At 44.5% G+C, this 23,282-nt stretch carries 17 protein-coding genes and 1 tRNA gene; 13 read left to right on the top strand and 5 right to left on the bottom strand.

What is annotated here, in order from left to right; genetic code table 11:
* Nucleotides 1–97 precede the first annotated feature (97 nt).
* The 10 genes from ABIE26_RS13885 to ABIE26_RS13840 all read left to right on the top strand — a co-directional run bounded on the left by ABIE26_RS13885 (nucleotide 98) and on the right by ABIE26_RS13840 (nucleotide 15,459).
* Nucleotides 98–3,115 (top strand): SusC/RagA family TonB-linked outer membrane protein, encoded by a 3,018-nt coding sequence (locus tag ABIE26_RS13885; RefSeq protein ID WP_310142036.1) that lies wholly within the window; start codon nucleotides 98–100, stop codon nucleotides 3,113–3,115.
* An 11-nt stretch (nucleotides 3,116–3,126) separates the two neighbouring features.
* Nucleotides 3,127–4,668, top strand: a complete 1,542-nt coding sequence (locus ABIE26_RS13880) for a SusD/RagB family nutrient-binding outer membrane lipoprotein (protein WP_310142037.1) — start codon at nucleotides 3,127–3,129, stop codon at nucleotides 4,666–4,668.
* Nucleotides 4,669–4,672: 4 nt separating this feature from the next.
* Nucleotides 4,673–5,446, top strand: coding sequence for a hypothetical protein (locus tag ABIE26_RS13875; RefSeq protein WP_310142038.1), 774 nt, complete (start codon nucleotides 4,673–4,675; stop codon nucleotides 5,444–5,446).
* A 4-nt stretch (nucleotides 5,447–5,450) separates the two neighbouring features.
* Nucleotides 5,451–7,073, top strand: a complete 1,623-nt coding sequence (locus tag ABIE26_RS13870; RefSeq protein WP_310142039.1) for a PKD domain-containing protein — start codon at nucleotides 5,451–5,453, stop codon at nucleotides 7,071–7,073.
* Nucleotides 7,074–7,126: 53 nt separating this feature from the next.
* Nucleotides 7,127–8,155: a glycosyl hydrolase family 18 protein gene (locus ABIE26_RS13865; protein WP_310142040.1), complete on the top strand. Its 1,029-nt coding sequence runs from the start codon at nucleotides 7,127–7,129 to the stop codon at nucleotides 8,153–8,155.
* A gap of 243 nt (nucleotides 8,156–8,398) precedes the next feature.
* Nucleotides 8,399–11,446 carry a SusC/RagA family TonB-linked outer membrane protein gene (locus ABIE26_RS13860; RefSeq protein ID WP_310142041.1) on the top strand — a complete coding sequence of 1,016 codons (3,048 nt, stop codon included), beginning with the start codon at nucleotides 8,399–8,401 and terminating at the stop codon, nucleotides 11,444–11,446.
* Between the two features lies 1 nt (nucleotide 11,447).
* Nucleotides 11,448–12,908: a SusD/RagB family nutrient-binding outer membrane lipoprotein gene (locus ABIE26_RS13855; protein ID WP_310142042.1), complete on the top strand. Its 1,461-nt coding sequence runs from the start codon at nucleotides 11,448–11,450 to the stop codon at nucleotides 12,906–12,908.
* Nucleotides 12,909–12,920: 12 nt separating this feature from the next.
* The gene (locus ABIE26_RS13850) at nucleotides 12,921–13,370 is read left to right on the top strand and encodes a hypothetical protein (RefSeq protein ID WP_310142044.1); all 450 of its coding nucleotides are present in this window, start codon (nucleotides 12,921–12,923) and stop codon (nucleotides 13,368–13,370) included.
* 95 nt (nucleotides 13,371–13,465) lie between these two features.
* Nucleotides 13,466–13,681 (top strand): hypothetical protein, encoded by a 216-nt coding sequence (locus ABIE26_RS13845; RefSeq protein WP_310142045.1) that lies wholly within the window; start codon nucleotides 13,466–13,468, stop codon nucleotides 13,679–13,681.
* A 77-nt stretch (nucleotides 13,682–13,758) separates the two neighbouring features.
* Nucleotides 13,759–15,459 carry a S41 family peptidase gene (locus ABIE26_RS13840; RefSeq protein WP_310142046.1) on the top strand — a complete coding sequence of 567 codons (1,701 nt, stop codon included), beginning with the start codon at nucleotides 13,759–13,761 and terminating at the stop codon, nucleotides 15,457–15,459.
* A 10-nt stretch (nucleotides 15,460–15,469) separates the two neighbouring features.
* Here ABIE26_RS13840 and ABIE26_RS13835 read toward each other — a convergent pair whose 3' ends face one another.
* Nucleotides 15,470–15,799 (bottom strand): 2Fe-2S iron-sulfur cluster-binding protein, encoded by a 330-nt coding sequence (locus ABIE26_RS13835; RefSeq protein WP_310142048.1) that lies wholly within the window; start codon nucleotides 15,797–15,799, stop codon nucleotides 15,470–15,472.
* A 2-nt stretch (nucleotides 15,800–15,801) separates the two neighbouring features.
* Nucleotides 15,802–16,812 (bottom strand): NAD(P)/FAD-dependent oxidoreductase, encoded by a 1,011-nt coding sequence (locus ABIE26_RS13830; protein ID WP_310142049.1) that lies wholly within the window; start codon nucleotides 16,810–16,812, stop codon nucleotides 15,802–15,804.
* A gap of 129 nt (nucleotides 16,813–16,941) precedes the next feature.
* Here ABIE26_RS13830 and ABIE26_RS13825 point away from each other — a divergent pair, with 129 nt between their 5' ends.
* The 3 genes from ABIE26_RS13825 to ABIE26_RS13815 all read left to right on the top strand — a co-directional run bounded on the left by ABIE26_RS13825 (nucleotide 16,942) and on the right by ABIE26_RS13815 (nucleotide 19,053).
* Nucleotides 16,942–17,688, top strand: coding sequence for a UDP-2,3-diacylglucosamine diphosphatase (locus ABIE26_RS13825; protein WP_310142051.1), 747 nt, complete (start codon nucleotides 16,942–16,944; stop codon nucleotides 17,686–17,688).
* A gap of 120 nt (nucleotides 17,689–17,808) precedes the next feature.
* Entirely contained in the window at nucleotides 17,809–18,882 is a 1,074-nt protein-coding gene (gene prfA / locus ABIE26_RS13820) for a peptide chain release factor 1 (protein ID WP_084239657.1), read from the top strand.
* 97 nt (nucleotides 18,883–18,979) lie between these two features.
* Nucleotides 18,980–19,053 (top strand) — tRNA-Asp (locus ABIE26_RS13815).
* 56 nt (nucleotides 19,054–19,109) lie between these two features.
* Here ABIE26_RS13815 and ABIE26_RS13810 read toward each other — a convergent pair.
* The 3 genes from ABIE26_RS13810 to ABIE26_RS13800 are packed head-to-tail and all read right to left on the bottom strand — an operon-like array spanning nucleotide 19,110 to nucleotide 23,281.
* Entirely contained in the window at nucleotides 19,110–20,273 is a 1,164-nt protein-coding gene (locus ABIE26_RS13810; protein ID WP_310142053.1) for an AGE family epimerase/isomerase, read from the bottom strand.
* On the bottom strand, nucleotides 20,255–21,445 hold the full coding sequence (locus ABIE26_RS13805; RefSeq protein ID WP_310142054.1) for a glycoside hydrolase family 130 protein: 1,191 nt from the start codon (nucleotides 21,443–21,445) through the stop codon (nucleotides 20,255–20,257). The genes ABIE26_RS13810 and ABIE26_RS13805 overlap by 19 nt, the downstream gene beginning before the upstream one ends.
* A 9-nt stretch (nucleotides 21,446–21,454) precedes the next feature.
* The gene (locus tag ABIE26_RS13800) at nucleotides 21,455–23,281 is read right to left on the bottom strand and encodes a sodium:solute symporter family protein (protein WP_310142055.1); all 1,827 of its coding nucleotides are present in this window, start codon (nucleotides 23,279–23,281) and stop codon (nucleotides 21,455–21,457) included.
* Nucleotide 23,282: the final 1 nt, after the last annotated feature.

Below are 23,282 nucleotides of genomic sequence, written 5' to 3'. Positions count from 1 at the left end.
CTAGCGTTTAGCAATTTTGCGGTTATTTGCGTGTTTTGGCAGTGCGGAAATTGCTGAACTAAACGGTAACTTATTATTATTAACCAAATAAGCTTTTATGAAAAGAAAATTACTCATGCTATTCTTGAGTACGTTTTTGTTGGTTGCCCATAGTATGGCTCAGCAATTAACGGTTACGGGGAAAGTAACATCTGCCGAAGACAAGTTGGGCGTTCCTGGAGTCTCCGTCAGGGTTAAAGGTACGTCTACAGCAGTCCAGACCAATATTGATGGTGTGTATTCCATTAAAGTAAATAAAGGTGATGCGCTGGTGTTCTCTTATATTGGCTTTGAAAGCCAGGAAAGAATTGCAGATGCAGCTGTGATTAATGTGTCGCTGAAAAATGATTCAAAAGCCCTTAATGAAGTTGTTGTAACGGCCCTGGGTATTGAAAGGAACAAGCGTACGCTGACCTATTCTGTGCAGACGGTGAAAGGCGATGATCTACGGGAGGCGAATCAGTCGAATATCATTAACGGGCTTCAGGGGCAGATTGCGGGGGCGCAGATCAGTTCTTCAGGTGGTTCGCCAGGCCTCCCCTCCGAGATCATTTTAAGGGGATCGACCACACTATCAGGCGACAATCAGCCTTTAATGATTGTTGACGGTATTAGGGTAAGTAACTCATCTTCGAATGGAACGGTAAACCGTCTGGCTGATTTTAATTCGCAGGATATAGAGAATATATCTATTCTGAAGGGTGCAGCTGCAGCAGCATTGTATGGGATAGATGCAGCATCGGGCGCAATTATCATTACCACCAAACAGGGTAAGGCGGGTTCTTTACAGGTCAATGGTACTTATAAAACTTTTGTGGAAACAATGGGCCGCACGCCTCGTCAGCAAGATATATATTCCATTGGAACCGGCGGAACCTATGATGAGTCTTCTGGCAGCTCATGGGGAAGGAAATTCCGTTATGATGAGAAGATCTATAACAACATTGAGCGCTTTTTTGAAACTGCGGTAACGCACGATGCAAACGTGAATGTAAACGGAGGTTCTGAAAAATTAAACTATTACGTCTCCGCTGGTTACAGGAACGGAGGTTCAATGGTGCCTAATACAGATCAGGAAAAAATCAATCTCCTGGTAAAAGGAACAGCAAAACTGAGTTCCAAAATAGAGCTGACCACCTCTGCAAACTATATTAAAAATAACATCCAGGAAGGTCTTGGTGGCGCATCTGCCGGTGGCTGGATCAACAGTATACTTACCTACCCGCGGATGTACGATATTTTGAGTTATCAGAAACCTAACGGAGATCCTTTGTATGCCTACGTAGAGCCGGGAAGGGAAAACACCGCCAGGATCTCTCCGATGTGGGGTGTAATGAGAAACCCGAGGAATAATGATGTGGAAAGGTTCCTGGTGAACAATAACATTGTCTACAAGCCCAACAACTGGATTACAGTGGCCTACAGGCTTGGTCAGGATTATACCAATTCCAAATACAGGATAGTTACTACTCCCGGTACACCCGGAAGTAACTTTAAAGGCTCCGTTTCTGAAAACAATGGGGTAACGAAATTTATTACTTCCAACCTGACTTCAACATTTGACAGGAAGTTCTTAGAAGATTTCAGGGCGACTTTAATCGCAGGTTTTAGTAGTGAGTATTTTGACAATAAGTCACTTGCCTATGCGGCAGATCAGTTTCTGGTAGGTGATATTTTTTCGCCCAATGTGGTAACTAAAGATAATCTTACCCTGACAGAATCCTGGCAGCGCAGACAACGCTATGCAGCGTTCGGGGATCTGAAACTGGAGTATAAGAATATTGTGGCCCTGGGGATAACCGGACGCAATGACTGGACTTCTACCCTGCCTAAAAATGCACGTACATTTTATTCTCCGTCCTATTCCGGAAGTGTGGCTTTTTCTGAACTGTTTGAAAATAAAGACAGCTGGTTTGGAAAATTACGTGTGAGTTATGCCCGTGTTGGTAAAGATGCACCTATTTACCGGACCAATACCAACCTGGTACAGGCCAATACTGTAGGTGGGGGTTTTGTAACCAGCGCAACAGGAGGAAATCCGGATTTGGGCCCGGAAAAAACAGAAGAGCTGGAACTGGGAACAGAGTTGAGCTTCTTCAAAAGAAGATTAAATATTGACGTAGCTTACTATCAGCGGAAAAGTATAGATATGATCATGACACCAAGGGTGCCTTTGCCTTCCGGTTATGTGATCATGACCTTTAACGCAGGCTCGCTACGCAACCGCGGTATAGAATTTTCTGTTAACGGAACACCTGTTAAGACCGATAATTTTACCTGGACGTCTACCCTTAACGGTTGGAAAAACACGTCCAAAATGCTGCAGTTTGCCGGAGATATCGTAACCTTTAAATATACCAATGCCCAGCTGAATGCAGGAGTAGCGGCTACCTCATTAAATCAACCTGTGCTCGGAATTGTTGGTTCAGATTACAGAAGAAATGAAGATGGATATGTTGTGGTAGATAAAAATGGTTATCCTGTTCTGGACAATAACAATAAGGAACAATACATCGGAAACCGGGAGCCGGAGTTCAATCTTGGCTTCCTCAATAATTTTAAATATAAACAGTTCAGCCTTTCTTTCTTATGGGATTTCAGGTTTGGGGGTGATATCCTGAATGCAAGTCGTCAGGGTATGATGTCTAATGGTATCGCTTACGACATAGGCCAATGGAGGGATAAAGAGTTTGTGTTTAATGGTGTGGTACAGCAAAACGACGGTACTTATGTGAAAAACACAAAGCAGGTGGTACTGGACTATAGCTATTTTGCCAATAACTATTATCAGGTAGGGACCAACTTTGTAGAGAAAGTAAACTGGGCAAGAGTAAGGTATATCACCTTTGGATACCAGCTGCCAAAAACATTTGTAAGCAAGCTGGGAATGAAAAACCTTGGATTGGAGTTGTCGGCCCAAAACCCATTTGTAATTACCAATTATTCAGGTGGCGACCCGGAAGTGAACAGTGCCGGGCCTAATGCGGGTGGATCTGGAGCAAGTACAATGGGCGTAGATAATGGAGCCATTCCGCTGCCACGAACATTCTCTTTTGGTATTAACGTGACGCTTTAAGATTAAGGATTATGAAAAGGATTATAAAAAATATAACACTGGCCCTTGCTGTTATCGGCATGAGTTCGTGCAACAAACTGGATTTAAATGTTAACCCTGTGCAGCCTGTTACAGTGCCTTCAAAACAGCGCTTACCGGCCATTGAAGCAAATCTTGCGTATTCCTTGTATTCGCAAGCCCGGTTTGCTTCCTATCACAGCTATTATTTTACTACACGTACGGGCAACAGCAATGCCATTACCGATACCTGGAATTACAACAGCATCACCAGAATGGGGGCTTGGAGATGGCATTATTTTGATGTGGGCTCAAATGTGAACGGTATGGTCAATAGGGCAACCGAAGATGGGTCGAACAATTACGTGGGCGTAGGTAAGATCATTTTAGCAATGAGTTTCCTTTCTGCTACTGATGTTTTTGGAGATATGCCGCTAAAACAGGCTTATTCAGGGTCTTTTAATCCGGTATATGACACCCAGGAAGAAGTGCTTGCCGGTATTGGAAAAATGCTGGACGATGGTGTGGCCGCGCTGGATAATGTAGGTGGGCAGGCAGAAACCATGGATGGTACTTCTGACCTCGTATATAATGGAAATTTGCAGAAATGGAAAGCCTTTGCCCTTGCAGTTAAAGCAAGATTGAAGTTGCGGACCGCAAATTTTCAGAATGGACATCAGGAGGTCGTAGACCTGGTAAATGCTGCATTGGTTAATTTTGAAGATGCCTTGTTAAGGTACCCTAAAGGAAGTACCGGAGCATGGACGCATAATTTATGGGGGCCAACAGATCCGCCGCCGGCAGGAGAAGCCTTTCAGTTTGCTGATATTAAGAGTGACCTGGTAAACACGCTACCTACCGATTTCCTGATGAATGCACTGACCGTTACGGTAGATCCGGCAGGGAATACTTTTGACCCGAGGTTGTTTAAGCTGACCACTCCTGGGACAAAGAATAAATATCTGGGCGCTAAAATGTCTGAAGGATTAAGGGATGTTGCTTTGCCGACCGGTACTACTTTTCAGGACTTTGCAAACCTGCACAATGGATACTGGACTGCAGACGATTCTCCATATCCAATTATTCTTAAAGAGGAATTGTATTTTATTAAAGCGGAAAGCCAGTTTCATCTGAATCAGAAGGACGCTGCATTTCAGTCTTACCAACAGGGGGTAAGAGCAAATATGGAGCGTTTAGGTATTCCGGAAGGACAGATTATCAACTACATGGGGTCTTTGGCCCCGACGGTTGCAAAGAATGCGGCCGAGTTGGATATTAAACATATCATGATGCAAAAATATATTGCCTTATACCTGCAAGGCGAGACATGGACAGATATGAGAAGATATGGGTACAGTACAAAAGCTTATCCAGGTATGTACTACCCTCGTTATGCCCTGGCGGAATGGGGAGGCAAGTTCATCCAGAGATTCCCTTACGATCCTCAGACCGAATATGTGTTCAATCCTAAAGAGATAGACCGCCTGGGCGCTAAAGTTAGAAACTGGGTGTTTGAACCGGTTTGGTGGGCTAAAAATTCAACTTTAAAGAACTAATAAGATGATGACAGCTGTAAATAAATATATAGGATTTTTGATAGTCTGCCTGTTTATCATATCCTGCAAGAAAAATGATCCGATCAGCGATCTGGGAAGTACAAACAACGAGTTTGCGAGCTCTTTAAGGGTTACCTATAACAATACCAAACCGGTAATTGGAGATACTTTGATTGTTTCTGCTTCAACCTGGCAAAGGGATGATAAGTTTCAGAAAGTGAATATCTACGAAACTGTAGTGGAGGCTTTTGGAATAAAAATGACCTTGAAAAACGGAAGCTCCGTACTAACGAAAACAGCAGATGAATCGACTTTAACTGTCTTGGATTCTATTGCAAAAAAGAATGTGATATTGGAAGTGAAAGCGGCGGATATGGATAAGTATTGGGTTACCGCTACTAATAATTACGTAATTCCGTACAATTATATCATCAAGGTAAAAGATGGTAAATATCCTAATGATGCGGGGATGATCGAAAAACTATCGGATGCTGATTTTAATGTACTGAAGGGTATTTTAGCTTATGCAATAAACAAAAATGATTATTTGCTGTTATTCCCCGGTTCCCCTGCAGATCATTTTGCGACTACCGGAGCTTATGTTTTGTCGCAGACAGGGATGAATAACCTCAAGCAAAACCTGACTAAAGCTGGCTTGAAAGCAGGAGTCCAAAGCATCCAGAAAGTTGGTAGTTATAGCCTGACGATAGATGTTGATGCCATAACGCCAACGAATGCCACAACATCAACTACAAGAACATTTGATATAGCCTTATAAGATCATGAAAAAATTTAAACTTTTATTTGTTTTGATTGGCCTTGTATTTTTAGGCTGTTCAAAGGATGAGATAACACACGCGGAGCAGCAGGGGAACTACCTGGCTAATTTCGATTTTCCTACCCGTGAACTTACAGCACCTGCAAAGGTGGTTTTAACAAACCGGTCAAAAAATGCAGACCGTTTCCATTGGGAGTTTGTGGGCGGTAAAACACTAACAAAAGCCGGGATTACGGATGTGGCTGAGTCTGATAAGCTGGTTCCGGATACAATTCTGTATGAGTTGCCGGGCGAGTATACCGTAAAACTCACAACCTGGCAGGGAGATAAAACAGAGGTAATGACCAAGACCATTAAGTTGCCAAAAATGCAGCCTAAGATTACTGTGCCGGAAAATATTGCGGTATTCCAGGATGCGGTATTTGATGCCAAGGCCTTTAATTATCCTGGAAAAGACGTAACCTACTCCTGGGATTTTGGCGCCGCTGGTACCTTTAATGTGAAAAGGCCTACGGTTAAGTTTACAACAGAAGGTGCACATATTGTAAAATTGAAAGTAAATGATGGTGTGGAAGAGCTGACGGTAGAAGTTGTGGTGCAGGTTAAAGGAGAACTGGCCAAGACTATTTTCTTTACGGATGTCATTACCAAGAAAATATACAGGTATAAACTAACTGTGTTATCACCTTCTCAGGTGGTTGATATGGGGATTGCTACTGGGGTTAGTCCGCTTGGGCTATCTGTTGCGGGAACCAAATTATTTTATAGTGAAACCGGTAACGGTTTAAGGTTTACAGCCACTACAGGACATTACCAGGGAGACGGGTACCTGAAATCTTTCAATTTAGATGGAAGCGGAGAAAAACTGATCACCAAAAACATGGATGTTTCAACTACAGGTTATAATGTTGACCCATGGATGAATATGGTAGACCAGGACGGGAACATCTGGTGGACAACCCGTACAAATGGAATCTTTACGCTTAATGCTACTTCTTCTGAGGCGGTTTATCCTCCATTTAAAATCAGAGGTGGATTTCCGGGGTATGCTACAACAAGCCATTTTTACAGTGCTATCCGGGAAGTCAACGGAGAAGTATGGGCTTCGTTGACCGGTACTTCTGGTTTGGGCATTGCGCGGTATAACAAGACAGGAACTTTCATCGCGTTGCTGCCTGGAGCAATTAAGGATCATGGTATCCGACAGTTTGTGGTAGATAAAGTGAACGGACATATTTATTTCGCCATCAATAAATCGGCTACACGTGAGCCTGGTATTTATCGTTCGGATATGAACGGAGATAACATCACCGCGATTTATAATGATCCTGCGGTAATGGGCTTCACAACTACCGGGTTTAGCGATCAGGGGTATACAGGTGGCAATTCAAATGAAGCCATCTATGTTACAGGAATGGACGTTGATGTAGATGAAAACGGTAAAGGATATTTGTATTTTGGTTATCGGAACAAAGCAGATGCATCGGGTACGAATGCGCCTCAAACAGTTGGTTCAGGTTCTAAATCTGGTATCATGCGTTACAAGTTAGATGGAACGCAGCCGGTAGACTTCCTGTTAAAAGGCTACGCGCCATATGGTTTGGCGATTGACCAGGTTAAACGATAATATTTAATAATTGCTTTCCCTGGTTTTTCCGGGGAAAGCTAAGGACATAGATTATGAAAAGATTTTTGATTTTAAGTATAGCGGCCTTAGCTACACTTGCATCCTGTACCAAGGAGATTGCACAGGTGCCTGATGGTTACGGGGCAAAGGAGTTTGTGAAGCCTAATACACCTTATGAACCTGATGTATCTTTTAAAAGAATTGCTTATTTACCAGCCTACAGGGCCTTAACGGAGATTGATACTACTGCTCTGGATGATTTGACACATGTTATTTTTTCCTTCCTAAAACCTAAAGCAGATGCTTCCCTGGTTTTGGACGATTCAAAGATGACGGTAAAGAATGCGGTTGCCCTGATTAAGCGGCACAAATGCAAGGCTATTATTGCCTTGAATGGTGACAGTAAAATTTACAATACTTTGCTCTCCAATCCTCAAAGCAGACAATTGTTCATTAAAAACATTGTAACCTATATGCTCGAAAATCAGTTTGATGGGGTAGATATGGATTGGGAATATCCTAATGCAAGTAGTGGAGGCGATGTGACCTTCGGAATTTTTATGCAGGAGTTGTCTGCTGAGCTGCACAGCTGGCACCGCACATTAAGTATGGCCGTTACGGCAGGTGTATATGCAGGTCCGGTAAGAGAAGGGATCAACCAGGCTGCAATTGATGCCTGTGACTTTGTGAACCTGATGGCCTATGATGGTATAGGATGGAAATCTAACCCTGACCATTCGCCGGAATCACTGGCCAATGAAGTGTTGGATCTTTGGTTGGGTGAAAAGAAATTGCCCAAAAATAAAGCGGTGCTTGGGCTGCCGGCTTATGGTAAGGGTAGAGCAACAGGCTCTACCACCGACGTTTCCATGTCTTTTAAAGATTTGTTGGTAAAGGGGGCCGCACCTACAGGAACAAGTTTTGTGTCTGGAGGAATTACTTATTATTACAATGGAATTCCTACAATTGAAAATAAAACAATAACAGCGAAGACCAGAGCCAATGGAATTATGTTCTGGGAATTGGGACAAGATGCGGCAGGAGAAAATTCCCTGATCAAGGCTGCGCGCAAAAAGTTGTAGTATTACCATTCAGCGAAAGAACTAGCGTAAACGTCCTGACATATGTTGGGGCGTTTTTTTTGTGCGTATTTATGCAGTATTTTGCGGTTAATTTCTCATGGAAATGTAAATATCTTCGTTTTTTAACATCTTGAAAAGTTGTTTTGGCTAAAAAAAACCGCAAATTAGTGTATTGCGTTTATTTGCAGGTTTGGATTAGAGCGGGTAAATTGCAACAACCTTATTATTAACTAAAATTCCGCTATGAAAAGAAAACTACTCCTGTTATTTATGGGTGTATTCGTGCTTGCCTCACAAGCCATCGCCCAAAAAGTAACTGTTACCGGAAAGGTAACTGGCGCAGACGATGGGTTACCCTTACCCGGCGTTTCCATTAAAATCAAATCAACCACTACCGTGGTGCAAACCAATTCCACAGGTGCCTACAGCATTCAGGCAGCACCAACAGATGTTCTGGTTTTCTCTTTTATTGGTATGGTACCGCAAGAGAAAACAGTAGGTAGCAACACGACCATCAATGTTGTCCTGGCTCCCGAATTGGAGTCGCTGCAGGAAGTGGTAGTTACCGCATTGGGTATCAGACAGCAAAGAAGGTCATTGGGTTATGCAACCCAGGAGATAAAAGCTGCCGATATTGCCAATACCAATCAGTCTAATATGCTGAATGCATTGAAGGCAAAAGCCTCTGGAGTACAGATTACCAGTACTGGTGGTGCTGCCGGGGCAGGTACCAGAATCCAGATCAGGGGGGTTAACTCCTTAAATCCTTCGGCAAATAACCAGCCCTTGTTTGTGGTAGATGGTATTCCAATCTCCAACAACACCGACCAGATTGCTGCTAACAATGACAATTTCCAGAACACCAACCGTGCTGCAGACATTAACCCGGATGATATTGAATCAATGACAATTCTGAAAGGTCCGGCCGCTTCTGTGTTATACGGATTGCGTGCTGCAAACGGTGCGGTAATCATCACCACCAAGTCGGGTAAGGGCGGAAAACCTGCTTTTAGCTTTAAATCATCTTATAGCTTCGACGATGTGGTGACCAAGCCCGACATTCAGACTACCTATGGACAGGGGAACAATGGAGCTGTAGTGGCAAGCGTCAATACCTGGGGGCCTAAAATAGAAGGGCAGCCGGTTTACAATCCTTACGATCTTTTTTTCAAGACCGGCCATCAGGCGCAAAATTCCTTCACCTTTAGCGGTGGGAACGAGAGTGCAACTTATTTTACTTCTATATCCAACGCCGATCAAAAGGGCGTAGTGCCGAATTCTGATTATGGAAAGACCTCCATCAGGCTGTCGGGAACGTTAAAGGCTTCTGAGAAATTTAAATTCGAAGGTTCTGCCAATTACATCAACTCGGGCGGGCAAAACCCACGTACGGGTATTTCATCTGGTACGATCTTTTACCTGATGCGTCATACCAATACCGTTGATCCAAGAGATTACCTGAACCCTGATGGATCAGAGAAAACATACAATGCATCGATCCAGAATCCCTTCTACTTCACTGAAAATGCCTTTATGAAAGACAATGTGAACAGGATACTTGGAAATCTTGGTGCCGAATTTAAGGCCAACGATTGGCTAACCTTTAACTACAAAGCCGGTATAGACCATTACACTGATTTCAGGCAGGTATACAACGAAGTTGGTTTGCTAATCAGTGCCGCTACTCAGGGATCTATGACCGAGCAAAGGATCAGCTACAATGAGATCAACTCCAATTTCTTTGCCAGGGCCAACAAGCAATTTGGAGAGAAATGGAACGTAAACTTTTTGCTGGGCCATTCTTTTACCCATATTAACGGAACCAACCTTTCATTGGCGGGTTCACAAGCCGTAGTGCCAAACGTAGAAAGCATCAACAACTATAGTGTTTTTAATCCAACTACTTTTCCTTCGAAGAAAAACATTATAGGTGTTTTTGGTGACCTGACTGTATCGTACGACAATACCCTGTTCCTGAACGCAACTGCCCGGAACGACTGGTCTTCTACTTTACCAACAGCAAACCGTTCTTTCTTTTACCCATCAACCAGCTTATCGTATGTTTTTACGGAAACTTTGGGTCTTAAAACCAACCCGATATTTAATTATGGTAAGCTAAGGTTGTCTTATGCAGAGGTAGGTAAAGATGCCGAACCTTATCAGATTGGTGAATACTTTTCTACCATCCAGGCCTTTAGTGGTATAACCGGTGTGAGGAGAGATATCAGGGTGGGGTCTGAAACCTTAAGACCGGAAAGAACCAAAGGTCTGGAATTTGGTGGCGAGTTCCATTTTATGAAAAGCAGGATCACCCTGGATGTAAACTATGCCATCCTCAATAGTATTGATCAGATTGTACCGGTTCCCATCAGCTACGCTTCTGGTTTCGATATCTTCGTAACCAATGCAGGCAAGATCAGGAACAGGTCGCTCGAGTTCTTGCTGAATGCAAACATCATCAATAACGACAATTTTAAATGGGACATCAATGCAAACTGGTCCAGAACTGTAGGACGCGTATTGTCTATGCCTCCGGGAGTAAGTGAGATCCAGTTTAACCCGGAAAGCCCTTGGGTAAAACAAATTATAAAAACAGGTGGCAGGCCAGGTGATTGGTACGGATGGCCTTATGTACGTGTTAAAGATGCTGGCGAGTATAATGGGCAGCTGGTTATTGGGGCAGATGGATATCCGATAGTTCCTCAGCCTTTGTCAAATAACTACCTTGTAGGAAATGCTTATCCGGACTGGACCGGCGGATTGGGAAGTACCCTGAAATATAAAGGACTTACTTTCTCTTTCCTGTTTAACTTTAAAAAAGGCGGAGACGTATTCGACATTCCTAAAACGCAACGTTATACCACAGGTATTGGCGCCGAGACACAGTTAAGGAATGCAATGGTGGTATTTAAAGGTGTGAAAAATATAGGTACAGATGCTGCACCGAATTATGTGCCAAATGACAAAGCTGTGCTGATTGATCAGGGTTTTTATAACAATAGCTTTGCCTATCGTCTTTCAAGCGAGAACAACGGTTTCCAGGATGCTTCATGGGTAAGATTGCAGAATGTTTCCCTGGCCTATGAATTACCAAAAGCATGGGTTGCCAAAAGCTTTATCAAATCGGCCTCGGTAAATGTATCTGCCAATAACCTTTGGCTGAGTACACCGTTTAATGGTTTTGATCCTGAGGCAAGTGCTTATGGATCAGGATCAAACTCTGTTGGATATGTAGGAACAGGTATTCCTTCAACCAGGAGTATTTTTGTTGGTTTAAATGTCAATTTCTAAGATGATGAAAACATTAAATATAAAGATGATGGCGGTACTGATGGCGGTAGCTTCGGTATTCAGCGCCTGTAAAGATGCACTCGACATCAACAACGACCCCTCAAAGTTAACACCAGAGCAGGCTAACCTTGCCGGTTTGCTGGGCTCTACCATACAATTTACGGCTACTTCCTTTTTTAACGTAGGGCAATATGGTAACAGCTATCCGCAATACCTGGCAGGTTCAAATACTTATGAGGCGAATATAGACTCCTACAATCCGTACGGATTTGACAACATCTGGGAGTCTGGCTATCGTGATGCGATGCCTAACCTGAAAGAGATGATCACGAGGGCCGAAACCTTGGGTGCCCCGCAGTATGCTGGTATCGGTAAAACGCTGATGGCTTTGCTTTTGATGCAGAGTACCGATATATGGGGTGATCTGCCCTACAGCGAGGCCTTTAAAGGGGCAGCCGTGCCAAGCCCTACTTACGACAAGCAGGAAGATATTTATAATGTTTCCCTGAAAGCGCTTTTAGATGGGGCTATTGCTGATCTGGCCAAGCCGGTTCCAGCCAGTGCATCATTGAAAGTGGGGACTTCTGACCTTATTTTTGGAGGTACCATTGCCAGCTGGCAGAAAGCCGCCTATGGCGCACGTGCCCGGTACTACCTTAACCTCTCCAAAAGAAACCCTGCCGGCCTTGTAAATGCCGCTGCAGATGCGGCGCTTGCGGTAGATGAAGCCCAAAGAAGTGCCATTGATGTACAGCTGAAATACAGCATAGAAAGACCAAGCCCATGGTATACTAACCTGGGGCAGGCGGCACTTACCGTTAAGCAGCACAGACCATCGTACTTTATGGTTAACCTGATGAATGGTACTGGTTATTTTGCAGGTGTTATCGATCCGCGTATGCCAAAACTGTTTGATAACAATGGCGCTGCCACCTACATCGGCAGGCCTGTTGGAGCTTTAGGTAATGAGCAGGGGGCAAACCTGGCCAATTCTGATATCACCGATAAAACCTTTTATGGTGCCCGCACTTCTCCGGTCCCTATACTTACCTACGCGGAAATGCAGTTTGTAAGAGCCGAAGCCCTGATCGCTTCGAACCCAACCGAAGCCTATGCTGCCTATATCAGGGGCATAAAAGGTAATATGGAAAAACTGGGTGTGGATGCGACTGCAATCAATACCTATACTACCAACCCTGCGGTTACTAAATCAGGAAATATCACCATAACCGATATTATGCTGCAAAAATATATTGCCCTGTTCCTGCAGATGGAAACATGGAGCGATATGCGCAGATACCAGTACAGCACAACTGTGTATCCAGGATTGAAAACCCCGTTTAAGAACTTGTTAGGCACTGTTTATGTGCAACGCGCCAAATACCCGGACAATGAGCCCGGCAGGAACCCTAATGTGCCTCAAGTGGCCAATCAGGCAGTGAAACTTTGGTTGTTTAACTAAATTGGAATAGAAATGAAAAAGAAGATATTGACATATGCAGCTTTGCTTTTTGCATCTGCTGGATTGTTTTCCGCATGTAAAAAGAACGATGCCGATCAATGGCTGAAAGATAATGTAGATGTGATTGGCAAAGTGCCCGTAATTGCCGGCTTTACCGTAAAACCACCGCAAACCACCAATGTGGCTGCTGGTAGCACTGTTCAGCTCGACCTCAGGTACTGGTCTGACGATCCGATTGACAAGATCAACTTAAGGTCTACCGTCGGTACAGGTGCCCAGCAAACGGTCTCTACTACGGCCTATCAGAAGGCTTATTCGCAGGTAAGCCGGACAGACTCCCTGTTGCTGCCTTATCCTGTACCTGCAGGCCTTGCCGTAGGAACAGCCATTGTAATGGAAGTAGAGGTGGTAAACAAGAACACGCTTACCAAGAAAACCACGCTGAGCTTAAAGGTTCAGTAGGATTGATTTGAAAACCCCTGGTTGGTATGTACTAACCGGGGGTTTTTGTTGTAACACACGTATTCAGCTCTCGTAATTTTTTCTATTTTTGTGGCATGGCAAATTTTACATTAACCCCTGAAACCTGGCAAAAGGTTAAAATTAAATTTCTTAGAAAATACCGCGAACTGGCACAGGTTGAATTGTCTTTTACACCCGGACAGGAAGACCATCTGGTAGAACAGTTGATGGATCTTGTAAAAAGAGACCGGGCGTATATTGAATTTACCATCAATAAAGCACTGGCCGATCCTGCAGGAAACAGACTTTAATTTGTTCTCCTGTTATTGATATACAGGGCTTTTTTGTAAATTTACTCTGATAGATTGATGAACCCCATCTGCTTACGATGAAAATATATAAAATTGCCGCAGCCGCTCTTCTTCTTGCCTTTGCATCTTTATCCTGGTCTTTCAGGGAAGACTTGTTCCAGGTATCTAAAAATCTGGATATTTTTGCCTCCCTGTATAAGGAGGTAAACATCAATTATGTAGAGGAAACCAATGCTTCCAGCCTGATGCGCAGCAGTATTGATGCCATGCTCGAAAAACTGGACCCTTATACAGAATATGTACCCGAATCGGAAGTAGAAGACTACAAACTGAAATACGTAAGTACCCAGTATGGCGGCATTGGGGCAAGCACCATCTTTATTGAAGGTAAACTGTTTGTAAACGAGGTTAGTGAAGGATACCCGGCCGATAAGCAAGGGCTGAAACCAGGCGATCAGCTGGTAAAGATCAATGGCAACGAGGTAAAAGGCAAGGAGCGGGCACAGGTAAGCCAGCTGCTGCGTGGGCCACGCGGGTCTGCAGTCGAATTGCTGATCATCAGAGATGGCAGCGTAATGACCAAAAGCCTGATCCGTGATGAAATTAAACAGCCTAACGTGTCTTACTCAGGTATGACAGCAGATAATATTGCCTACATCCGTCTAGATAAGTTCCTGGAAAATTCTGCCCAGGAAGTGAAAGATGCTGCAGTTACACTGGGTAAACTGCAGCCCAAAGGCATGGTACTCGACCTGCGTTACAACGGCGGAGGAATATTGCAGGAGGCCGTTAAGATCGTAAACATCTTTGTAAATAAGGACGTGCTGATTGTGACCCAGAAAGGGCGTAACCCGCAGAAGACCATCAGCTATAAAACCCAGAACCAGCCACTTTTTCCTGATATCCCATTGGTGGTGCTGATCAGTGGTTCTTCTGCATCCGCATCGGAAATTGTTGCAGGGGCACTCCAGGACCTCGACAGGGCAATTATTGTAGGTCAGCGGAGCTTTGGCAAGGGCCTGGTACAGCAAACCTTTAACCTGCCTTACAACAGCCTGGTAAAGGTTACCGTAGCCAAATACTTTACCCCTTCGGGCAGATGCATCCAGGCCATGGACTATGCCCATAAAGATGCCAACGGCAAAACCCCGAAAATAGCGGATTCACTGATGACCAGATTCAACACAAAAATTGGCCGCAGTGTTTATGATGGAAATGGTGTTTACCCGGATGTAGTGGTCAATACGCCTAAATATAGCCCGATAACCATATCCCTGCTCAACAAGAACCTGTTCTTCGATTACGCGAACAGTTATAAAAAGAACAATAAAACAATTGCAGCAGCAGGTTCCTTCCAGATTACGGATGCCGATTATACTGCTTTTGTGAGTTCGCTGGCCGGAAAGGATTATTCCTACACCTCCCGCACGGAGCGCCTGTTGTCTGATTTAAGGGCAGAGGCTGAAAAGGAAAATAAACTTCCTGCAGTAAAGGCCGATCTGGACGATTTAAAAGAGAAAATGCTGGGTGCCAAAAAGACTGATCTGATCACATTTAAACCAGAAATAAAAAGGGCGCTGGAAACACAGATTGTGAGCCGTTACTACTACGAAAGAGGTAAGGTAGAACAGGCTTTTCAGTACGATAAGGAGTTGAACGCAGCCAGGGGCTTGCTAAACAACAATGCCAAAATGTTAGCTATCCTGAAGGGCGAAGGAGAATATAAAACAATTGGCAGCCCTATTAAAACAATAGCAGCTGCCGTAGATCATGATTGATATTTCTTAATTACTCTGCGTGGTGCAGTTTAACAACCAGGCCATCCATGGCAGGGTTTAACTGCAGCTGGCAGGCCAGCCTTGAGTTGGGTAATACATCCGGTAGGGTATCCAGCATGGCGTATTCATCATCGCTCATTTCATTGAGCTTATCTTCGCCTTCCAGCACATCTACACAACAGGTAGCACAAAGTGCCATACCCCCGCAGGTGGCTAAAATATCATATTCACAGGCTTTGAGGTATTCCATAAGACTCAGGCCCATATCTGTAGGTGCTTCCAGGGCAACCCGGCTTCCGTCCGGATTTTGTACGTGTACGGTAATGTTTTGTTCTTCCATGTTTAAAACTCTGATACACCGTTTACAGTGGTGTATTTCATGGTGTATTTAATTCCAGGGTTCATGTATTGGTAAGCACTGTGGCTCATCAGGGCAGCTTCGTGGAAACCGCAAAGGATCAGCTTTAGCTTATTGGTGTAAGTATTGATGTCGCCAATGGCATACACACCCGGGATATTTGTTGAATAATCGTCTGTATTTACTTCGATGGCGCTTTTGCTGATGTTCAGGTTCCATTGTTCGATAGGGCCTAATTTAGGGCTTAAACCAAATAGGGGGATCAGGTGATCGGCAGCAACGGTGGTAGTTTCCAGGCTCTTGTTATGGATCAGTTCCACGCTTTCCAGTTTACCGTTTCCACTTACAGAGTTCAGGTTGCTGTTTAATACCAGGTTGATGCGTCCGCTTTCGGCCAGTTCCATTACTTTGTTTACCGAATCTGGTGCGCCACGGAAACTCTCGCTGCGGTGAACCAGGGTAAGCTCCTCTACCACATCGGCTAAAAAGATGGTCCAATCCAGGGCAGAATCACCACCTCCGGCAATCACCATTTTTTGTCCGCGGTATTTTTCAGGATCAAGGATCATGTAATTCACGCCTCTGCCGTTCTCGAACTGCTCCAGTCCGGCTACTGCAGGTTTACGCGGCTCAAAACAGCCTAAACCTCCGGCAATAACCACAACCTTTGCTTCTATAATGGTACCCATATTGGTGGTTAGCACGAAATCGGCCTCGCCACGTTTTTCTAGTCCTTCAATGCGCTCACCTAAGGTGAAGCCGGGATGGAAAGGCTTGGCCTGCTCCATCAGGTTATCGATTAACTCCTGAGCCAGAACAGTAGGGTAGCCAGGGATGTCGTAAATAGGTTTTTTTGGATATATTTCAGAAAGCTGTCCGCCTACCTGTGGAAGGTAATCTATTAAATGACAACGCATTTTTAATAAACCTGCTTCGAAAATCGCAAATAAACCAACGGGTCCGGCGCCAATGATGGCTATGTCAGTAGAAATCATAGTTTAAAATTTGTGCGAATTTACGAACTTTTGTTATCAATAACGATTCTATTTTATAAAATCTACAAAGCCTGTAGGATTTATTTAGACTGAAGGGCTCATAATATTCTTTATCTTTGCCCGGTATTCATGAAAAAGAACATTTATTTCGCTTCAGATTTTCATCTTGGTTCGCCTGATCATACCCAGAGCAGGCTACGGGAAGACCGTGTTGTAAGGTGGCTAAATTCCATAGAATCAACCTGTAGTGAATTGTTTTTGATGGGCGATATTTTTGACTTCTGGTTTGAATACCATACGGTTGTGCCCAAAGGTTTCATCAGACTGCAGGGCAAACTGGCTGCGATGACAGACGCTGGAATAAAGATTTATTTCTTTAAGGGGAACCATGATATGTGGGTTAAAACCTATTTCACAGAGGAGATGGGTATTGAAATTGTGAGCGATGAAATGGTAATGGAAAGGTCGGGAAAACGCTTCTTTTTACATCATGGTGACGGTTTAGGGCCAGGCGATAACAAGTATAAAATATTAAGAAAGATTTTCAGGAACCCGGTTTGCCAGTGGTTGTTTGCATTGGTGCCACCCCGCATCGGATTGGGCATTGCCACCTGGTGGTCGGGTAAAAGCCGGCTTGCAAGCAGCAAAGAAGAGGTATTTGAAAGTGTAGAAAAGGAATGGCTTGCCGTATATGCTAAGGAATTGCTGCAAAAACAGCATTACGACTATTTCATTTTTGGTCACCGGCACCTGCCTTTGAGCATCGATCTGGATGGTAAAAGCAAATACATCAATATCGGGGAATGGATCAACTTCAACTCTTACGCGGTATTCGACGGCAATGATTTAAGTCTGAATTACTTCGAAAAAAATTAAACGAAAAAGCCTATTTTTGTTGTCCGAAATAAAAACCGCCTGCCCGGACCGGATCAGATCCTGGAATGATTCTGATTTTTTAAGGCCAGGCAGTATGAAATATTTTCTGAAAGAAAGCATATGTTAGATAAATTAGAAGCCATTAAACTGCGTTGGGAAGATGTAGAGGAGCAGTTGAGTAATCCTGATACGGTGCAGGACATGAAGCGTTTTGCAGCTTTAAACAAGGAGTATAAGGATTTAGGGAAGATTGTAGAGGAATATAAAGTTTACAAAAATGTAATGAGTAACATCGACGCCAATAAAGACATCCTGGTTAATGAAAAGGATGCCGAATTGCGTGAGATGGCGAAAGAGGAACTGGAACTGCTGTTGAAACAGCAGGAAGAAATGGAAGAAAGGGTTCGCCTGATGTTGATCCCTAAAGATCCGGAAGATGCCAAAAATGCGGTATTCGAGATCAGGGGCGGTACAGGTGGCGATGAAGCCGCATTGTTTGCCGGCGACCTTTACCGGATGTACAGCCGTTTCTTTGAGCAGAAAGGCTGGACTGTTGAAACCATTGATGTGACTGAAGGTACTGCCGGAGGTTACAAAGAGGTGATCCTTAAAGTAAGTGGAGATGATGTGTACGGACAGCTTAAATACGAATCTGGTGTACACCGGGTACAACGTGTGCCTGATACCGAAACCCAGGGCCGTGTGCATACATCGGCAGCATCGGTAGCGGTATTGCCGGAAGCGGAAGAGATCGATCTTTACATTAACCCGGCCGATATTGACCTGCAGACTTCACGTTCAGGTGGCGCAGGTGGGCAGAACGTAAATAAGGTGGAAACTAAAGTGCAACTTACCCACAGGCCTTCGGGTATTGTGGTGGTTTGCCAGAAAGAGCGCTCGCAGTTGGGCAACAGGATCATCGCCATGGAGATGCTGAGGAGTAAGCTTTATGATATAGAACTGCAGAAGAAAAATGGCGACATCGCTGCAAAACGTAAAACCATGGTATCTACCGGCGACCGCTCTGCAAAGATCCGTACTTATAATTATCCGCAGGGAAGGGTTACCGATCACCGCATTGGATTGACACTTTATAACCTGAACGGTATTATGGATGGCGGTGTACAGGAGCTGATAGATGCGCTACAGTTTGCGGAGAATGCAGAGAAGTTAAAAGAAGGTGCTGTAATTTAAGGACTTGCAATTATTTTAAAATAAATGTTGCAAAGTTAAATAAACACCCTATATTTGCAATCCCGAAACGAAACAACGATACGAAAACGGGAAAAACGGACCGGTAGTTCAGCTGGTTAGAATGCCGCCCTGTCACGGCGGAGGTCGCGGGTTCGAGTCCCGTCCGGTCCGCAAAAAGCCTGCTATCTTAACGATAGCAGGCTTTTTTGTTTTAGCATGAAAATGCGCTATGCACTTAATCTTTTGATAATTTCTATGCAGGCCCTGCCATTATGGTATGGGCATTTCCAAAAGCCAGCCTTGTCTTCCCCCGCCATTGGCGTGTAATCGCGATGAACACCCCAATGCCATTCCCCTTTGTCATTTTTAAGGTGCCTTTTGATAAAGGACCAGCTTTGAACAGATTGCTGGAAGTACCTGATATCAGCACTATTTTGCCAGGCATTCAAAAAACCTACCATGGCCTCGGCCTGCGGCCACCAATGAGCCTCTTCTTCCCATAGGCCACCGTCTTCTGCTAAGCCTTCTGCTGCTGCCTCGGTTAATTGTAAGGCCAGTTTCTGGAAAGCTCTGATCTCTCCCTCGTCTTTAAGGACAGTTGCCGATTCCAGCAGCAGCCAGGCTGCTTCAATATCGTGGCCAAAGGAAAATGTATTTGACCTTACTTCCCAGTTTTCTGCAAAAAACAACTGCAGGTGGTAGCTGCTTTTATCTATAATGTGGTCTTTAAAATTCGAAAGCAGTTTTTTGATGGCTTGTTTTAGCTTGTTATCTGGCCAAACCGTGTACAGATTGGTATAGGCTTCGATCACATGCAGGTGCGTGTTCATGGATTTTTTTTCGTTCCGGTCTTTGTCGCTCAACCGCAGGTCTTCCAGCGCTTCCCAGGTTCTGCTTAATGCTTCTACATAGCCGGTGTTGACCGGGTCAAAGCTGTACTGTTCCAGCAATTCAAAGGTGTTTTTGGCCAGGTCCAGGGCTTTTTCGTTGGGTGCTATCTTGATGTACTCTGCCAGGGCATAGATTACAAAGGCCTGGCCGTATACCTGTTTTTTGGATGCTGATGGCTTACCTGTAAAATCTACCGCCCAGTAGAACCCTCCGTATTCAGTGTCCAGAAAATGGGTAATTAAATAATCAAATGCTCTTTGGGCAATGGTTAAGTATGCTTTTTTGCCATTTAACGAATAAGCCGAAGAAAAGGTATAAAGGATCCTTGCGTTTAATACCAGGCCTTTTTCTGCCTGTGTATCGGCAATATTGTCATTGTCTACCTTTCCATAGAATCCGCCATGCTCCTGGTCAACAGTGTAAGTCATCCACCAGTCCAAGATTCCGGATAGCTCAGTAGTGAGTTCTGCTCTAAAAGTGGCTAAAGGTGCTGGATCCATGCTAAGTTCTTGTTCTGGTCTATAATGCTGATGATGGTTTCTACGGAGGTGGCAGACCTTAGCCGGTCTTCAGGATTGTGCTTCACATAATCCAGCAATTGCTGAATAGTTGTAGTTGCTACGTGCAGCCTGCTGTCGGAAGAGGCGTAGTAAATGTACACAGTCCCATCCTCATCTGCAATCCAGCCATTGCAGAAAACCACATTGGATACATCGCCCACTCTTTCCTCGCCTTCCGGGGCCAGAAAATAGCCGCCCGGTTTATGTGTTACTTTGGTAAGGTCATTCAGATCGGTCATAAACATATACAGTACGTACCTTAGCCCTGCTGCAGTGTTCCGCACACCATGGGCAAGGTGCAGCCAGCCTTCGGATGTTTTAATAGGAGCAGGGCCCTGTCCGTTTTTTGCCTCGTAAACGGTGTGGTATATCTTTTTGTCAATTACAATTTCTTCTTCAATGCTTGCATTTTCCAGGGATGAGGACAAGCCAAATCCGATGCCCCCGCCATTGCCTGCTTCAATAAAGCTGTCCTGAGGGCGGGTGTAGAAAGCGTATTTCCCATTTACAAATTCCGGGTGTAAGACTACATTGCGCTGCTGGGCGGATTTTGTTTGCAGATCGGGCAGCCTTTCCCAGTTGGTCAGGTTTTTTGTCCTGGCAATTCCGCATTGGGCTATAGCAGCCGATTGATCTCCTTCAGGCGCCGAGGGGTCTCTTCTTTCGGTGCAGAACAATCCATAAATCCAGCCGTCTTCATGCTGTACCAGCCTGGTGTCGTAAACATTGGTATCGGGTTCATCTGTTTCGGGCATCACTACCGGATATTCCCAGAACCTAAAATTGTCAATCCCGTTAGGGCTTTCCGCAATGGCGAAAAATGATTTTCTATCGGTCCCTTCAACGCGGGCCATCAGGATGTATTTACCCCGCCATTTGATGGCCCCGGCATTGAATACCGCATTGATGCCAAAACGCTCTATTAAATAGGGATTGGTTGCCGGGTTAAGATCATATTTCCACGTAAAGGGTACATGTGCTGCTGTTAACACCGGGTTTTTATACCTGTCGAACAGGCCATTTATTGCTTCAGCTTTTTGATTTGGGGCTTTGAGTAATTCGTTTTGTTTCGAAGCCAGTTGTGTAATATGTTGTTTGAAATTCGTTTTCATCTTATTCTCTTAATCTTCTAATCTATTCCACCAGGTTCTTTTTAAAATGAGGCTGATTACGGTTAAAATGCCTATTGTTATCCATAGAGGGGTGTACATCCCTGTGATCAGGTACATTGGGAAAATGGTAAGGCAAAGCTGTGCAGTGATACCCAGCACCACATTGAACATATCCAGTTTAAAATTCTTGTTGGTCTGAAAAGCAGGATCGTCCTGAATGACCAGCTCGTGTACCGGACCCCAGAACCCCCAGGGACGTACATTTCTGTAAAAGGATTTTAATACCCCAATATCAGTTGGGGGCGCAGTATAGGTGCCTATAAAGCAGCCAATGAGGGATAATACGAAAAGCAGTGGCCACCAGTACAGGGGTAGGCCGGTTGTGATGTAAGGCATAGACAGGGCGGCCACAACACCAACGGTCATTCCCCAGAAAAAGCCATTGGCATTGAATCGCCACCAGTACCATTTGAGGCAGTTGGCCGCAACATAACCCCCGTACAGCCCTCCGACAATCCATTGCAAAATGTCGTTGACATTATTGGCCATGAAGCCGAAGAAGATGCCTGTTACCACCACCATTACACCTACGGCGTAGTTCATGGACATGATCTTTTTGGTACTGGCCTGCGGGTTAACATACTTCAGGTAGATGTCGTTCACAATATAGGCTTGTGCTGCATTAAGTGTTCCGCTGAAAGTACCCATAAATGCACCCAGCAGGCCAGTCAATACCAGACCTAAAACACCTACCGGCAAAAAGTTGTTGATGGTTGCAGGCAAAATCCTCTCAAAATCTGTTACCCCGTCAGGGCCTTTCAGGTAAAGCTGATTGTAGTACAAAAGGGCCAGAACGGTTAAACCTGTGATCATGGAATAACGGATGGGCAGCAATATGATACTTACAAACCCGGTCATTTTGCTGGCCTCTTTAGGGCTGCGGGTGCTGAGTACTTTTTGCATGTCGTAGTTTGGCGTTGGCCCTGCAAGGGAGGCAAAAACACCCTTCATCAGCATCATCATAAAGAAAATGCCGAACAGGCTGAAGCCATCATCTGCAATCTTTTTATTGGCATCTGCAGCAATTTTACTCCAATCCAGGTTCAACTCCCAGCTAAAAAATGGGTTGTCCCATCCTTTGGGTACGTTCAATGTCTGTCCATGCAGGTGCTGAACCGCAATTACCCCTATAGCAATACAGGCTATGGTCATGATCAGGTATTTAATGGCATCTCCAAGTACAATACTGTGCAGCCCGCCAATGATGGAATAGAACATAGCAAACAGGGTAAATACAATGCCATAAAAATGAGGGACATATTTGTCGGCCACGGTAAAGGGAATGTAGTCCTTAACTACCTCCCAGGGGATGAAAACCTGGACGAATTTGCCTAGGCCTACAAAGCCATAGGCCAGAAAGCCCAGGCAGCTGATCAGCGCAAAGGCAATTACAATGATGTGCGAGCTTTTGACTCCTTTTCCTGTTAAACCAAATCTGGTTTTCAGCCATTCGGCGCCGGTTGTAGCATTCGACCTCCTGAGCCATTTGGAGAGAAACATCATCATGAAAACCTGGTTGAAAACGGGCCACAACCAGGGAATCCAGATGCTTTTAAAGCCATATACAAAACAAAGGGCTACCATCCACATGGTGCCGCTGATGTCGAACATATCACTGGCGTCGCTTAGGCCGAGCATGTACCAGGGTAATTTCTTGCTGCCCATCAGGTAGCTTTCTTTATCCTGTTTTGCTTTGTTCCTCATGTAAATGCCAATGAGGACCATAGTGAGCAGGTAGGCAAGGAGGATTAAAATATCTATCAGCTGTAATTTCATA

This window comes from Pedobacter africanus, from assembly GCF_040548825.1.
GTDB lineage: Bacteria > Bacteroidota > Bacteroidia > Sphingobacteriales > Sphingobacteriaceae > Pedobacter > Pedobacter africanus_A.
The sequence above is the reverse complement of the archived record's forward strand: the minus strand, read 5'-3'. Positions and strand labels throughout refer to the sequence as shown.

Coding starts and splice junctions, on each gene's coding strand:
- ABIE26_RS13885 (WP_310142036.1), top strand. CDS start 98: ATGAAAAGAAAATTACTCATGCTATTCTTGAGTACGTTTTTGTTGGTT.
- ABIE26_RS13880 (WP_310142037.1), top strand. CDS start 3,127: ATGAAAAGGATTATAAAAAATATAACACTGGCCCTTGCTGTTATCGGC.
- ABIE26_RS13875 (WP_310142038.1), top strand. CDS start 4,673: ATGATGACAGCTGTAAATAAATATATAGGATTTTTGATAGTCTGCCTG.
- ABIE26_RS13870 (WP_310142039.1), top strand. CDS start 5,451: ATGAAAAAATTTAAACTTTTATTTGTTTTGATTGGCCTTGTATTTTTA.
- ABIE26_RS13865 (WP_310142040.1), top strand. CDS start 7,127: ATGAAAAGATTTTTGATTTTAAGTATAGCGGCCTTAGCTACACTTGCA.
- ABIE26_RS13860 (WP_310142041.1), top strand. CDS start 8,399: ATGAAAAGAAAACTACTCCTGTTATTTATGGGTGTATTCGTGCTTGCC.
- ABIE26_RS13855 (WP_310142042.1), top strand. CDS start 11,448: ATGATGAAAACATTAAATATAAAGATGATGGCGGTACTGATGGCGGTA.
- ABIE26_RS13850 (WP_310142044.1), top strand. CDS start 12,921: ATGAAAAAGAAGATATTGACATATGCAGCTTTGCTTTTTGCATCTGCT.
- ABIE26_RS13845 (WP_310142045.1), top strand. CDS start 13,466: ATGGCAAATTTTACATTAACCCCTGAAACCTGGCAAAAGGTTAAAATT.
- ABIE26_RS13840 (WP_310142046.1), top strand. CDS start 13,759: ATGAAAATATATAAAATTGCCGCAGCCGCTCTTCTTCTTGCCTTTGCA.
- ABIE26_RS13835 (WP_310142048.1), bottom strand. CDS start 15,799: ATGGAAGAACAAAACATTACCGTACACGTACAAAATCCGGACGGAAGC.
- ABIE26_RS13830 (WP_310142049.1), bottom strand. CDS start 16,812: ATGATTTCTACTGACATAGCCATCATTGGCGCCGGACCCGTTGGTTTA.
- ABIE26_RS13825 (WP_310142051.1), top strand. CDS start 16,942: ATGAAAAAGAACATTTATTTCGCTTCAGATTTTCATCTTGGTTCGCCT.
- prfA (WP_084239657.1), top strand. CDS start 17,809: ATGTTAGATAAATTAGAAGCCATTAAACTGCGTTGGGAAGATGTAGAG.
- ABIE26_RS13810 (WP_310142053.1), bottom strand. CDS start 20,273: ATGGATCCAGCACCTTTAGCCACTTTTAGAGCAGAACTCACTACTGAG.
- ABIE26_RS13805 (WP_310142054.1), bottom strand. CDS start 21,445: ATGAAAACGAATTTCAAACAACATATTACACAACTGGCTTCGAAACAA.
- ABIE26_RS13800 (WP_310142055.1), bottom strand. CDS start 23,281: ATGAAATTACAGCTGATAGATATTTTAATCCTCCTTGCCTACCTGCTC.